General features: G+C 62.1%; 11 protein-coding genes. 10 read left to right on the top strand and 1 reads right to left on the bottom strand.

What is annotated here, in order from left to right; translation table 11 throughout:
• Positions 1-52 precede the first annotated feature (52 nt).
• The 10 genes from pstS (at position 53) to Q1X90_RS02210 (ending at position 12641) form a co-directional block, all read left to right on the top strand.
• Positions 53-1174: a phosphate ABC transporter substrate-binding protein PstS gene (pstS, locus tag Q1X90_RS02255; protein WP_300766028.1), complete on the top strand. Its 1122-nt coding sequence runs from the start codon at positions 53-55 to the stop codon at positions 1172-1174.
• Between the two features lie 180 nt (positions 1175-1354).
• Positions 1355-2311, top strand: coding sequence for a phosphate ABC transporter permease subunit PstC (gene pstC, locus Q1X90_RS02250; protein WP_300766023.1), 957 nt, complete (start codon positions 1355-1357; stop codon positions 2309-2311).
• A 35-nt stretch (positions 2312-2346) separates the two neighbouring features.
• Positions 2347-3321 (top strand): phosphate ABC transporter permease PstA, encoded by a 975-nt coding sequence (gene pstA / locus Q1X90_RS02245; RefSeq protein ID WP_300766055.1) that lies wholly within the window; start codon positions 2347-2349, stop codon positions 3319-3321.
• Between the two features lie 30 nt (positions 3322-3351).
• Positions 3352-4131: a phosphate ABC transporter ATP-binding protein PstB gene (gene pstB, locus Q1X90_RS02240; RefSeq protein WP_300766022.1), complete on the top strand. Its 780-nt coding sequence runs from the start codon at positions 3352-3354 to the stop codon at positions 4129-4131.
• A gap of 170 nt (positions 4132-4301) precedes the next feature.
• Positions 4302-5699: an NCS2 family permease gene (locus tag Q1X90_RS02235; protein WP_300766021.1), complete on the top strand. Its 1398-nt coding sequence runs from the start codon at positions 4302-4304 to the stop codon at positions 5697-5699.
• A gap of 410 nt (positions 5700-6109) precedes the next feature.
• Positions 6110-6631 (top strand): 50S ribosomal protein L10, encoded by a 522-nt coding sequence (gene rplJ, locus Q1X90_RS02230; RefSeq protein WP_300766020.1) that lies wholly within the window; start codon positions 6110-6112, stop codon positions 6629-6631.
• Between the two features lie 105 nt (positions 6632-6736).
• Positions 6737-7117 carry a 50S ribosomal protein L7/L12 gene (gene rplL / locus Q1X90_RS02225; RefSeq protein ID WP_300766019.1) on the top strand — a complete coding sequence of 127 codons (381 nt, stop codon included), beginning with the start codon at positions 6737-6739 and terminating at the stop codon, positions 7115-7117.
• 262 nt (positions 7118-7379) lie between these two features.
• Positions 7380-8768 (top strand): FHA domain-containing protein, encoded by a 1389-nt coding sequence (locus tag Q1X90_RS02220; RefSeq protein WP_300766018.1) that lies wholly within the window; start codon positions 7380-7382, stop codon positions 8766-8768.
• Positions 8769-8775: 7 nt separating this feature from the next.
• Positions 8776-12405 carry a helicase gene (locus Q1X90_RS02215; protein WP_300766017.1) on the top strand — a complete coding sequence of 1210 codons (3630 nt, stop codon included), beginning with the start codon at positions 8776-8778 and terminating at the stop codon, positions 12403-12405.
• Entirely contained in the window at positions 12405-12641 is a 237-nt protein-coding gene (locus Q1X90_RS02210; RefSeq protein WP_300766016.1) for a hypothetical protein, read from the top strand. The genes Q1X90_RS02215 and Q1X90_RS02210 overlap by 1 nt, the downstream gene beginning before the upstream one ends.
• Here the strand turns inward: Q1X90_RS02210 and Q1X90_RS02205 are convergent.
• Complete coding sequence (locus tag Q1X90_RS02205; protein WP_300766015.1) at positions 12625-13266, bottom strand: SAF domain-containing protein; 642 nt, start codon at positions 13264-13266, stop codon at positions 12625-12627. The two genes, Q1X90_RS02210 and Q1X90_RS02205, sit on opposite strands and share 17 nt — an antisense overlap.
• Between the last annotated feature and the right edge of the window lie 34 nt (positions 13267-13300).

Genomic DNA, 13300 nt, shown 5'->3' with positions numbered 1-13300 from the left:
GAGACGAACCGTACGATAGGTGCGTACGGTATGACAAGAGGGAAAGCAGATTATGCGCAAGAATGTCCTCGTTCGTTCGATCGCAGTGGCATCCGGCCTGGCCATGATGGCTTCGCTCGCCGCGTGCGGCGACAACACAGCAGCCTCGACGTCGACGGATTCGACGTCCAGCACCTCGACGATCAGTGGCGAATACCAAGGGGCCGGATCAAGCGCCCAGGAGTCGGCGGTGGAGGCGTGGATCGCCGGATACACGGCAAAGAATTCCAAGGCCACCGTCGCCTACAATCCGACGGGTTCCGGAGCGGGCGTGACAACGTTCCTCACGGGTGCGACCGCGTGGGCCGGATCCGACGCCGCTCTGAGCGACGATCAGGTCACGCAGTCCTCCAGCGTGTGCGCGTCGGGAACCGCGTTCGACATTCCCGTCTACATATCGCCCATCGCCATCGTGTTCAACCTCAAGGGCATCTCCGGCAAGGGCAAGCATCTCAAGCTCGACGCCGCGACCATTGCGAAGATCTTCAATGGCAAGATTACCAAGTGGAACGACTCGGCCATCGCCAAGCAGAACGCCGGCGTCGATCTTCCCGACACCGCGATCACGGTTGTCCATCGCTCCGACAAGTCGGGAACCACCAAGAACTTCCTCAGCTACGTGAAGGACGCGGGCGGAAGCGCGTGGCCCTATGAGGTCGGAGAGAACTGGCCCAACAACGTAGGGCAGGGAGCCAAGGGCACGGATGGCGTGATCAGCACCGTCGGGCAGGCGAACGGCACCATCGGCTATGCCGACGCATCGAAGGCGGGAAGCTTGGGAACCGTGTCCGTGAAGGTCGGAAACTCCTATGTGCCGTACTCGGCGAAGGCCGCGGCCAAGGTCGTGGACGCGTCTCCGCTTGACAGCTCGGCGACGCAGAAGAACCGCGTGGTCGTCAAACTCGACCACACCACGACGGCCTCCGGCGCCTACCCCGTGGTTCTGGTGTCGTACGACATCGTGTGCCCCGCCTACAAGGACTCCAAGACCGCGGCGTTCGTCAAGTCCTGGCTCACCTATGTGGTCAGTGAGGAAGGGCAGCAGACCGCGGCCGACAACGCGGGGTCCGCTCCCATGAGTGACACGCTGCGGGCGAAGGTCACCAAGTCGATATCGGCCATCAGCGTGAAGTGAGTTCGCGGCGCGGATTGGATGGTTTGCTTCATCGGCCATCCGATTCGCGTCGATCCGCGGCCCGCGCTCCGCGGCATATCGTGGAGCGCGGGCCGCTAGAATCGTTGTTGCGATGGAATAGGGCCGGTGCCGGCGAGGGGGTTCGACGGGTTCCGTCCCACCAGAAAATAAGGAGAGCATGTGAGTTCGCAAGACACGCAGCCGCCATCCGGGTCGGATGGACGCGTCGCGGACAGGGTCTTCCGGGGGGTGGCCTACGCCAGCGGTATTCTCATACTGGTTGTCCTCGCCGCAGTGGCGCTGTTCCTTCTGTTCCGCGCATGGCCGCTTATCGGAGGCGATCAGACCGCAAACTCGCGGACCATTGAGTCCTTCACCGGTGGACGGTCGCATAATTTCTGGCAGTACGTCGGTCCCATGGTCTTCGGCACCGTGCTGGTGTCCGCGCTCGCACTGGCGATCGCCTTCTTCGTCGCCATCGGAATCGCGCTGTTCATATCCCATTACGCGCCGCGCCGCGTGGCCACGGTTCTGAGCTATGTGGTCGATCTTCTGGCCGCGATTCCCTCCGTCGTCTACGGATTATGGGGAGGCATAGTTCTGGTGCCGGCCATCGCGCCCTTCTGGAATTGGGTGGCCACCTATCTTGGATGGATTCCCCTTTTCCAAGGTCCCTCCGCCACTCCTCCGCGGACGGTGGCGACGGTGTCGGTGGTTCTGGCCGTGATGATCTTGCCGATCATCACCTCCATGTCTCGTGACATCTTCCTCCAGACACCGCGTTTGCAGGAGGAGGCCGCGTTGGCGTTGGGCGCCACGAAGTGGGAGATGATTCGTCTCGCCGTGCTGCCCTTCGGGCGATCGGGAATCATCTCCGCCTCGATGCTTGGACTGGGCCGTGCCTTGGGGGAGACGATGGCCGTCCTTATGATCCTTTCGCCGGGGATGCTGTACTCGGTGCGGCTTCTCTGGGCCTCTCAGAACCAGACGATAGCGGCCAACATAGCCGCCCAATACCCCGAAGCCGACAGCCTCGGCGTATCCACTCTGATCGGCACGGGACTTGTGCTGTTCCTCATAACCTTCCTGGTCAACTTCGCGGCCCGGAAGATCACCGAGAAAGTGAGCGCCCAATGAGCGGGGACACATCATTCGACGATTCCACCGCAGCCATGGGGACGCGCGATTCGGCTCCGGACATCGACTTCGCGAAGTTCGCACCCACGCGCTCGCACATGGCGGCCAGGAAAAGGCGCAGCGCGGTGATGGCGTGCCTGATCACGCTCGCCTTCGTCGTCGCGCTCATCCCGCTTGTGTCGGTTCTATGGACCACAATCAGCAGGGGCGTCACGCGATTGAACCTCAACTTCCTGTCATACAACATGACCGGTGTCGTAGGCGGCAGGCAGACGCCATCCGGCGGGTACGGGGGCATTCTCCATGCCATCATCGGAACGCTCGAGGTGACGCTCGGGGCCATGGTGATCTCGGTGCCGATCGGGCTGATGTGCGCCGTGTTCCTCATCGAGTACTCCAGGCGCGGAGGGCTTTCCAGGGCGATCTCGCTGATGGTCGACGTGATGAGCGGCATTCCATCCATAGTCGCGGGCCTGTTCGCCTTCTCGATGTTCGCGGTCTTGTTCGGGCCCGGAACGATAAACGGCTTTGAAGGGTCCGCGGCGCTGGCGCTGCTGATGATTCCGACCGTGGTCAAATCGAGCGAGGAGATGCTCAAGGTCGTGCCCACCGATCTGCGCGAGGCCGCGTACGCGCTCGGCGTGACCAAGCAGAGGACGATATCCAAAGTGGTTCTGCGCACGGCCCTTCCGGGAATCGTCTCCGGCGTCATTCTGGCCATAGCGCGTGTAATCGGTGAGACGGCCCCTCTGCTTATGACGGCCGGCTTCATCGCGTCGACCAACGTCAACCTGTTCTCCGGGCAGATGACCACGCTTCCGGTGTACGTGTACCAGGAATACAGCAAGCTGTCCGCCACGTGTCCCGCGTCGGCCGGGGCGTCATGCGTCACGAGCATTCCCGTGGAGCGGGCGTGGGCGGCGGCGTTGGCGCTGATCATCATCGTTCTTCTGCTGAACCTCATCGGAAGACTCGTGGCGAAGGTCTTCGCCGTACCGACGCAACGTTAGCGACAGCATCGACAACCAGGGAGGAAATCCATGGGACAACGTATCGACGTGAACCATCTCAACATCTACTACGGGGATTTCCTCGCGGTCGAGGACGTGAACATCGGCATAGAGCCCGACAAGGTCACGGCCTTCATAGGACCGTCCGGATGTGGGAAATCGACCGTTCTGCGAACCCTCGACCGCATGCATGAGATCATTCCGGGAGCGCATGTCAAAGGCGAGGTCCTGCTTGAGGGACGCAACCTGTACGCCAAGGACGTCGACCCTGTGGCCGTGCGCAGGGACGTCGGCATGGTCTTCCAACGGCCCAACCCGTTCCCGACCATGTCCATCCGCGAGAACGTTCTTGCGGGGATCAGGCTCAACAACCGGCGGCTGAGCGCGTCGGACGCCGACGATCTGGTGGAGTGGGCCCTGCGCGGCGCGAATCTGTGGAACGAGGTCAAGGATCGTCTGGACAAACCCGGCACCGGACTTTCAGGTGGACAGCAGCAACGTCTGTGCATCGCCAGGGCGGTGGCGGTGCATCCCCAGGTGCTTCTGATGGATGAGCCGTGCTCCGCGCTCGACCCCATATCCACGCTTGCCGTCGAGGACCTCATCAACGAGCTCAAAAGCGAGTACACCATAGTGATCGTCACGCACAACATGCAGCAGGCCGCGAGGATTGCCGACTACACCGCGTTCTTCAACCTCAAGGCCGTTGGAGAGCCAGGTCATCTCACATATTTCGCGGATACGACGACTATGTTCAACAATCCTCAGAACGAGGAGGCGGAGCGCTACATTTCGGGCCGCTTCGGCTGAGCGGCGCCTCCTATCGGAGCCGCCCGCGCGCGGCTCCGGAACGGGATGAGTTATGACGTCGTCCCGACATCCCTTGGTGGTAGGCTCTGCCCTGTCCGGACGTGTCGGACGAGTCGCAGCAACCTCGGCGCGATCACATCGCCCGCAAACCAAGGAAGAAGAGAGAGTACATGGAGAAGTACTTCCATCTTAAAGAGAACGGCACCACGGTGTCCACGGAGATCGCCGCCGGCCTGACGACGTTCTTCGCGATGTCGTACATCATCGTCGTCAATCCGCAGATCCTCAGCAAGACGGGAATGCCCTGGGGTGGCGTGTTCCTGGCCACGATTATCGCCGCCATCATCGGGACGCTGGTGATGGGTCTTTTCGCGAACGTCCCTTACGCGCAGGCCGCGGGCATGGGCCTCAACGCGTTCTTCACCTACACCGTGTGCTTCGGGTTGAACTTCACCTGGCAGGAGGCCATGTGCATGGTCTTCCTGTGTGGCATCATCAACATCATCATCACCGTGACCGAGATCCGGAAGATGATCATCGAGGCCATCCCCGAGGTTCTCCAGCACGCCATCGGCGGCGGCATCGGACTGTTCGTGGCCTATGTGGGGATGATGAACGTCGGTCTCATCACCTTCACAAGCAGCGACACGAAGTCGGCCGGCAAAGGTTTGGCCACCGCGGGCACGCCTGGTCTGGCGACCCTGAACACCAAGGTCCTGTGGGTCTTCCTCATCGGCCTTTTCCTGGCGATCATCCTCACCGTCCTTAAGGTCAAAGGCGCGCTGCTCATCTCTATCGTCGCCACCACCTTGGTGGGAATCCCCTTCGGTGTCACCACCATGGCGAACTCGATCTCCATCGGCGACACCTTCGCCCAGTTTCCCCAGACCTTCGGCGCGATTTTCACATCCGCCGGATTCCCCGCGCTGTTCTCGGACGTCAGCCGGCTTCCGCTCGTTCTCGTGACGATTTTCGCCTTCTCGATGTCGGACACCTTCGACACCATCGGCACCTTCATCGGCACCGGCCGCAGGACCGGAATCTTCTCGGAGGAGGACGAGAAGGCCTTGGAGAACGGCCACGGATTCAGCTCCAAGATGGACAAGGCACTTTTCGCCGACTCCATCGCCACCTCCATCGGCTCGATCTTCGGAACATCGAACACCACGACGTACGTTGAGTCCGCCGCGGGCATCGGCGCCGGCGGACGCACCGGACTGACCTCCGTGGTCGTCTCTATCTGCTTCGCGGTGTCCATCGTCCTCTCCCCGGTCATATCGGCCATTCCCTCGGCCGCCACGGCCGGTGTTCTGGTTCTTGTCGGATGCATGATGGCCGCCAGCCTCAAGGAGATTGCGTGGGATGACATCACCGAGGCCATCCCGGCGTTCTTCGCCGCCGTGTTCATGTCGTTCTCGTACTCGATCTCCTATGGCATCGCCGGCGGATTCATCATGTACTGCGTCGTCATGACCTGCAAGAAGAAGGCCAACAAGGTCCATCCCGTCGTGTGGGTCGTCGCCGGACTGTTCATCCTCGACTTCATCATGCAGGCGTATCTCGCCTAAGCGGGGGCAGAGCATCGGATGCGACGGGTGACGGGCGAAGGATCGTCGCGCCATCCGTCGTCCGGGGCGTCGTGTTGAGCTTCTTGCTCCCATGCCGCAGTCGTCGGGGTGCCCAGGGTCTGCCGGGGGGACCCCGATTCGTCCTTTGTGGGGCGGAGGGTGCGATGTTTCGTGGAGACACGCCGTTGGGACATCGGGTTCCAGCATGTTATCGTAGATGAGTTGTAACCAAAGACCGTTGGTTTGAATCGTCAGATTCGTGAAGCCGTTTATCCGGGCCATCGCAGGTTGAGCAGTAAGGATGCGTGGTATGTCGCGCGTCATGTGGCTCTGCCGGCGGGCAGGGCTTTTTTGTTGCCCATGTTCCGGGAAAACGGGTTCGTCCAATGGTCGTTCAAGGAAGGAACGCCATGAAAAGGCCCGACAAGGCAGCGGCGATCGCCGAGCTTACGGAACGTTTCCGTAACGCCGACGCGGTCTACCTCACCGAGTACCGCGGGCTTACCGTTCCCCAGATCTCCGATCTTCGGGAAAAGCTAGGCCGCGATACTTCCTATTCCGTGGCGAAGAACACTCTGGCGCGCATTGCGGCCAAGGAGGCCGGTATTGAGGGGCTCGACGGGACCCTCAAAGGCCCCGTGGCCATCGCGTTCGTCAAGGGTGATTTCGTGGAGGCTGCAAAGACTCTGCGCGACTTCGCCAAGATCAACAAAACCCTCATCGTCAAGGGCGGGTACGCCGATGGTACCGTCTACGACGCAGAAGGCTTCATGAAGCTCGCGGACCTCGAATCCCGCGAGGTTCTGCTCTCCAAGATGGCTGGCGCGCTCAAGGGCACAATGGCCAAGGCCGCGTTCCTGTTCGTCGCTCTGCCCACCAAGGCCGTGCGCACGATCGACGCCCTGCGCGAGAAGCAGGAGAAGGCCGCCTGAGACGGTTCGACTTAGGTCGGATCGTGTGAGGAATCATCGGAAACACCATAAGACAACGGTGGAGGGATGAAGGACATCCTCCGCCACAACCGAAAGGAAGCCATCATGGCAAAGCTTTCCAAGGACGAGCTGCTTGATGCGTTCAAGGACATGACCCTCGTCGAGCTCTCTGAGTTCGTCAAGGCGTTTGAGGAGGAGTTCGACGTCGAGGCCGCCGCTCCGGTCGCCGCCGTCGCCGCCGCTCCGGCCGCCGCGGCCGCCGAGGAGGAGGAGAAGACGGAGTTCGATGTCGTCCTCACCGCCGTCGGAGACAAGAAGATCCAGGTCATCAAGGCCGTCAAGGCGATTACCTCGCTGGGTCTCGCCGATGCCAAGAAGCTCGTGGACGAGGCTCCGAAGCCAGTTCTCGAGAAGGCCAAGAAGGAGGACGCCGAGAAGGCGAAGTCCCAGCTTGAGGAGGCCGGAGCCACCGTCGAGCTCAAGTGAGCGCGATGTGGTCGGTCTGACCGCGTTGTTTCTTCCCCCGTCGTGGAGCGATCCCGGCGGGGGAAGATGTTTTCGCGATAGGATGGCCGCGTTGGCCGTTGCCTCACGGAGGTCACCCCCGGCGTGTCGTCTTGGTGGGGAATCTGGGGGAAACGCCTCGGATACCGTATGCACGGGCATATCAGCGTGATACTGGATAATGGTGTGAGGTTTTGTCGTAGAACCCCCAAGCATGGTGGATGCGGATGGAAGGAGATCAGTAATGACGCTGAAACGGATCACCAAGCAGTGGGTCGTCACGGCGAATGGGGTCGAATGCGCGCGCGTGGAGCAGGGGCAATCCGTTGAGATAGGGCGTCGACCGATTCGACCCATCGCAGATTCAGGGATGGCGCGTGTGGAGATATCCGATGCAACCAAGTCCATGTCGAAGCGTCACGCGACTTTGTCCGTCGACGAATCGGGAATGGCCACCGTGCGTGATCTGAACTCCACCAATGGCAGCTACGTCCTGCGTGCCGATGGCGGACTGATGAGAATTCAGCCGGGCGCGGACTTCCTCCTTCCGACATCGTCTATGCGCATGCAGTTCGGAGACGTGCCGATAGAGCTCACACGCATCGAGACCGAGTCGGATGAGCAGGACGGCGATGAGGTCAAGGATCTTTTCAGATATGCGCGGACAGAGTCGGAGAAACCGGAGCGCGACCTGACCGGACTTTCCGTCGGGGACATCCTTGATGTCCGCGTCGGTGAACCCACGATCGTGTTCCACGCTCAACCCGGAGATCGGCAGGCGCCGGATCAGCAGACACCGGATCAGCAGATGCGCCAGCAGGCACAGGATGAGGTTTCCGATGCGTCGATGCCGGTGACAGCACCCAGTACGGAGAAGCTGGTTTCCCCGGAGGATGTTGCTGGGGATGTCGTGGATGACCAGGCCTTGGAGAGTGGCACTGTAGTGGGGGATGACGCTGTCCGGGCGGCTGGCGTGGACGGTTCCGGTCAGCCGGATATGGATGGGTCCGGGAAGGGGGATTCCGATTCGCCCGTGAGCACCGCGGAATCTTCGCTTTTGATTCCCACGGCGCGCGTCGCCCGAGACAAGGACCATACGGTTGTTCCACCCTCGTCTGACCCATTGGCGAAAGATACCTCGACGGATGATGGTGCGAACGCGGATGATGGTGCGAAGGCGGCCGCTGGCACGGCCGGGTCGTCGCCGCTGTCCACTGACTCCGACGGAATGGATCCTGACGGTTCTTCAGGACGCCGACACACGGTCGACGAGGAAACGGCCATGCCGGTCCAGAATGGGGCGACCGTTTTCCCTGCCGGTAGCCAGAGTGTTCGTGGTTCCGTTTTCGAGCCGGGTTCGGTCTTCCATCGTGTGAGCTCCGGTTCATTCGCCGATAGGAGCCCCCAGGTCGAGGTCGGCGGCTTCACGTCCGAGCAGGCCCGGACCTCGGGAGACTACACGGAGCAGTTTGCTATGGCGCGCCATACCGAGCTCCTTAGGTTCCTCGCCATGAATCCGGGACTCTACGACGATCTCTACGCCTGGTTGGCGGCGCAGGGGGACAAGGACATCGACGAGGCTCTGGAACGGAACGCCGGGTATCGTGAATACCGCAAAACGATAGGGAAGTGAGTCTGACATGAGCGCAGTGCAACGCACGTCACTCGAGGGCATCCGCAGGTGGAGGTCCGAATATCAGGAGGGCCTTGGCCCATCCCCGTTAGATGACATCGCGAAGCTTCCCGCACGGCTTGACATCACACACGGCCATCCATCGGGAATCGCCCAGTTGTTCGCATCGGGACGCGCCCCGTTGACATCGTTGTTCCGCGATCCGGGAACGCTTCGCGCCGCCGGACGCAGGCTTGAGAGGGTTCTTGACGATCGCGCGGCGAAGGATCGTGCGGGTGGAATCTCCCAGGTCTCATTGGTCGTCGGCCTGGCGTCATGGAAGGGCAGATCGGTTCCGGTCCTCCTGTATCCCATCGATGTCACACGGCAGGCCGACGGTGATTGCACGGACGCCGTGATCTCGATGGTCGGCCCGGCCGCACTGAACCATTCCTTTGTGTCCCTGATGCGGCAGGAGGATGTCCAGCTCCACGAGGACGAGCTTCTTGACGTGGCGCAGTATGGAAAGAACGGACCACAGACGTCCGCGCTATTTGACGCCATAGTCGATGCGGTCGGTTCGACGATTGCGGATTTCGACATCGAGCGTCATATCATTCTCGGATGTTTCATGGAGGCGTCCGCGCTGTATCTACTGGAGAGCCGTCGGATGATCGATCGGATGGCATCCGGCGGAACGGGGAACACCGTTCTCGACGCGTTGTCCGGCGACGTGGACGCGATGACCGCGCTCAAGGGCGAGACGATGCCCGAGTACAGTCCTTTTGACGCCGATCCGCACGGTGAGTTCGCGGCTGGTGATGTCGACAACGTGATCAGATACGCGGCCGACGTCGCGGCCTCGGGGCGATCGTTGCTCATCGACGCCGCCGATGGGTCCGACACGGCGCTGCAGTCCGCGGCCATAGCCTCGCGCTGCGTAGCCGAGGGGAGGACCGTCCTGTATGTGTCCGGCGTGACCGAGCAGCGGCGTCGATTCCGTAAGGTTATGGAGCGGCTTGATCTTGGCGCGCTGATTTTGGATCTTGCCGACGATAATCCCGCTAAGGATGTGGACCAGCAGCTTATCGCCGCGGTCGGTTTCCAAGAGGGTGCTGCGACTTCGGATTTCAACCGTCTGGCCGATGAGTTGGTGGGAGTCAGGTCCCGGTTGACCCGGTATCTTGGCGATCTGCATGGGACGTCGAACAGATGGGGTGTGTCGGCGTATGAGACCATGGAGCATCTTGCGGCCATCGCCGCGTTGCCCACGCATCCCAGCACCCGGGTGAGGTTGTCGCCGGACTGCGCGGCGGCGTTGTCCGGTCATATCGATGAATGGTCGGACAAACTGAGGCGTGCGGGGGAGTTGGGAGAGTACCGTGTGGGTCCGCAGGATACCCCGTGGTTCGGCGCATCGATCGAATCCGAGGAGCAGGCGGTGTCGGTGTACCGCAGGATCGACGATCTTCTGAGAAACACGCTCCCGGCGACTCGTGCCCATATCGCGTCCACCGTTCAGGCATGTGGTTTCCCGATTCCACAGACGGCTGACGAGTGGGAGGCGCAGGTGGCGGTTCTTCGGAACCTTCGTCTGGTGCTGAACGTTTTCCAGCCGCAGATATTCGAACGTGACATAACGGCCATGATCGAGGCGACGAAGCCGAAGGAGGAGCGCAAGGCCGAAGGGACCACGATGGGGTTCTGGGAGCGCAGGCGCCGGACGAAGGAGGCCAGAGGCCTTCTGCGCGCGGGCGCCCAGATCGAAAGCCTGCACAAGGCGCTGATCGTCGTCGCCAAGCAGGCCAAGCAGTGGCGTGAGCTTGTTCCCCACGGTGGTTGGCCGGTCCTTCCGGGGAAGCTCGACGACATCGTCACTCAGGCGGATGGGCTTGCCAGTGGTTTGACATCGTTGGGGTCCGTTCTTGGAACGACGATGGCCGGTGGGGACCTCGGTGGCCTGTCGTTCGTCGATTTGGAGGACAGGCTTAAATCCCTCCATGCAGACCAGCATGCCTTGGATACGCTTCCGGGACGATGGGTTCTGGAAAGGGAGTTCTCCCAAGCGGGGCTGTCGGCGCTTGTCTCCGATTTCCGCGAGCGCCGGGTCGACCCACGGGACGTGGACGGCGAGCTTCGCCTGGCGTGGTGGACGACCGTTTTCGAGGACATCGTGCATTCCTCGGCGATCATATCCAATCAGGATGGCATGGCGATGCGGTCGGCGGCAGAACGGTTCTCGCAGGTGGATGCCGATCATATCCGTGCGATAGGGCCGATGGTGCGCCAGGAGTCCGTGCGCCGTTTGTGCGATCTCCTGTTTGCCCACGCCAAGGAGTCCAACCAGCTTCATACGCTTCTCGCCGGTGGGAGCCATGTCCCGTTCTCCGCATTCAGGTCACGGTATCCGCAGATCGTCGCGGCAGCCAAGCCTGTTGTCGTGGGAACCGCGGCCTCCGTGGTTGCTTCGACGTCTATGGAGCCCATGGCCGATCTGGCGATAGTTGATTCGGGCGCGCATATGCCATCGCTTGAGCTGCTGTCCGTTCTCGCCCGTGCTCGTCAGGTGGTCGTGATCGCCCATGCGGCCACCGTCACGTCTCCCGCCGTGGCGTCGCTGGTATCAATGCTTCCGAGTGTCAAATGCCCGCCCGCCGGGACATGCAGGGATCCTCGTCTGGCGCGGTTCCTCGAGGAGAACGGTTATGGCGAGCTGCGGCAGGATCCCGTGTGCGGGCCGTACCGTGGCAAGGTGAGGCTTCATCGCGTCGAGGCCACAGGTGCCCCCGTCATGTCGACCGGACTTGTGGAAAGCAGCCAACCGGAGATCGATGAGGTGGTCCATCTCATTCTTGAGCGGTCCAAATCCTTCACCGTTGTCCCCGCAGATTACATACTCACCGTCGTTGCCCTGACGAAGGCGTTCAGGGACAGGCTTGGGGCCGAGCTCAAGTCGGTGGCCGTCCGTGACAAGGCGCGCACACGCTTTCTTCGGCATGTGCGGATCGTGGACATATCGGAGGTCTGCGGAGCGGTTGGCGTCGATGTCATCGTGTCGCTGTGCTATGCGAAAACGGCGCATGGACGGTTGCTGCAGCAATTCGGCAGTCTGGAGGGGGAGCATGGCGACCGTCTCCTTCTCGACGCGTGCGCGCTGGGACGGCGGAACGTCGACATCACGGCGGCCTTCGGGTCCGAGGACCTTGACGACAGCCGGCTTCATCAGCCGGGGCCGCGGCTGCTCAAAAGGCTTTTGCAGTGGGGCGAGACGTTGCGCGATGGGGAGGCCGAGGACGAGTCCTCCGCCCGCGCGGGCGGAGGGGATGTCCTGTTGGAGGATCTCGCGGCGCGACTGACATCGCGTGGAGTGGCCGCCGCCGTCGACTACGGGTCTGCGGGCGGGGCGAGGATACCGCTGGTTGTGGGACTTCCGGGGCGCCCGTATACCGTCGCCATCATGACCGACGATGCCGTGTTCATGGGCGTGCAATCGACGCGTGTCCGGCATAGGGCCATCGCCCGTGAGCTGGAGTCCCTTGGATGGTCCGTTCTCACTGTCTGGAGCGTCGCGGCGTTTGTGAATCCGGACAAGGAGGTGGAGCGCATCATCACCCGTTTGGGTGAGGTCTCCGGCCGCGGCGGAACGGCGGGACACTGATGGTCCAAGCCGGACGGGACTCCTACGATTCCACGCGCCGCACCCCGCGGGGCGGTCATGGCCGCGTGGTGCGCGTCGGCACGGAGACAGGTGATGGGGACGATCGTTCGTGGAGCCGTCGCGGTATCGACGATGATGGACGCGCCATCACCAAGGAATCCGTCAACCGGGACGATGACGAGCGGATACTCCGGGAGCTCCCCCCGCACTGGGCGGTGTTCAATCGGCGCTCATAACGATGACGAGTGGGGACTCGCGGACTGCGCGCGAGACGCGTAACGCGTCCGAGCCGGACATGGCGCATGACAGCGTCGTCGTCCCATTCACATCTCGCGGAGCCGAAAGGATGACGGAGTCGGAGCTGATGACGCAGAGTCCGTCCGTCGTTCGCTCCGATCCGTCGCATTCGCCGTCCGTGGCCAGCGAGACGTGGCGCCCTATGGGGTTCCCCTGGGGCTCGCCGATGACCGGCACCTCAATCGTCGAATAGTGGGAGGGCGCGGCGGCCGACGTGATCATCGAGCGGGAGAGGACATCGCCGGGGTTCGCATCCACGGTGATGACACGATTGACGAGCGCGCCAGCGTCAGAGAACACCCCTCCCAAAGAGCTGTTCTTCGGTACGCTCCGGGCGTCAAGGTCCTTCTCCGACAGCACTCTCCCCGCGGATATGGCCCTTGCGGCAACGATCACAGTCGTTGTGGTGCCATCGACCAATGCGGTTGCGAGCCCGATGAGGAGCAACGGCACCCCGACCGCAGACAGGGCGCGACGGATGGCGCGTAGACGTCGGCGTCTGGCCAGAGACTGCCGCGACAAAGGACGTTGAAAGAGCCACGGGATATGAAAAAAGGTCACCATGAATCCATGGTGACCCCTGATGTCAAGGGGACGT

Origin of the sequence: uncultured Bifidobacterium sp. (assembly GCF_949292005.1) — a bacterium.
Classification (GTDB): domain Bacteria; phylum Actinomycetota; class Actinomycetes; order Actinomycetales; family Bifidobacteriaceae; genus Bifidobacterium.
This window is presented reverse-complemented; position numbering and strand designations above follow the sequence as displayed.

Bases quoted from the DNA above. Each gene is read 5' to 3' on its own strand.
- pstS (WP_300766028.1), top strand. From the start codon at position 53: ATGCGCAAGAATGTCCTCGTTCGTTCGATCGCAGTGGCATCCGGCCTG.
- pstA (WP_300766055.1), top strand. From the start codon at position 2,347: ATGGGGACGCGCGATTCGGCTCCGGACATCGACTTCGCGAAGTTCGCA.
- pstB (WP_300766022.1), top strand. From the start codon at position 3,352: ATGGGACAACGTATCGACGTGAACCATCTCAACATCTACTACGGGGAT.
- Q1X90_RS02235 (WP_300766021.1), top strand. From the start codon at position 4,302: ATGGAGAAGTACTTCCATCTTAAAGAGAACGGCACCACGGTGTCCACG.
- rplJ (WP_300766020.1), top strand. From the start codon at position 6,110: ATGAAAAGGCCCGACAAGGCAGCGGCGATCGCCGAGCTTACGGAACGT.
- rplL (WP_300766019.1), top strand. From the start codon at position 6,737: ATGGCAAAGCTTTCCAAGGACGAGCTGCTTGATGCGTTCAAGGACATG.
- Q1X90_RS02220 (WP_300766018.1), top strand. From the start codon at position 7,380: ATGACGCTGAAACGGATCACCAAGCAGTGGGTCGTCACGGCGAATGGG.
- Q1X90_RS02215 (WP_300766017.1), top strand. From the start codon at position 8,776: ATGAGCGCAGTGCAACGCACGTCACTCGAGGGCATCCGCAGGTGGAGG.
- Q1X90_RS02210 (WP_300766016.1), top strand. From the start codon at position 12,405: ATGGTCCAAGCCGGACGGGACTCCTACGATTCCACGCGCCGCACCCCG.
- Q1X90_RS02205 (WP_300766015.1), bottom strand. From the start codon at position 13,266: ATGGTGACCTTTTTTCATATCCCGTGGCTCTTTCAACGTCCTTTGTCG.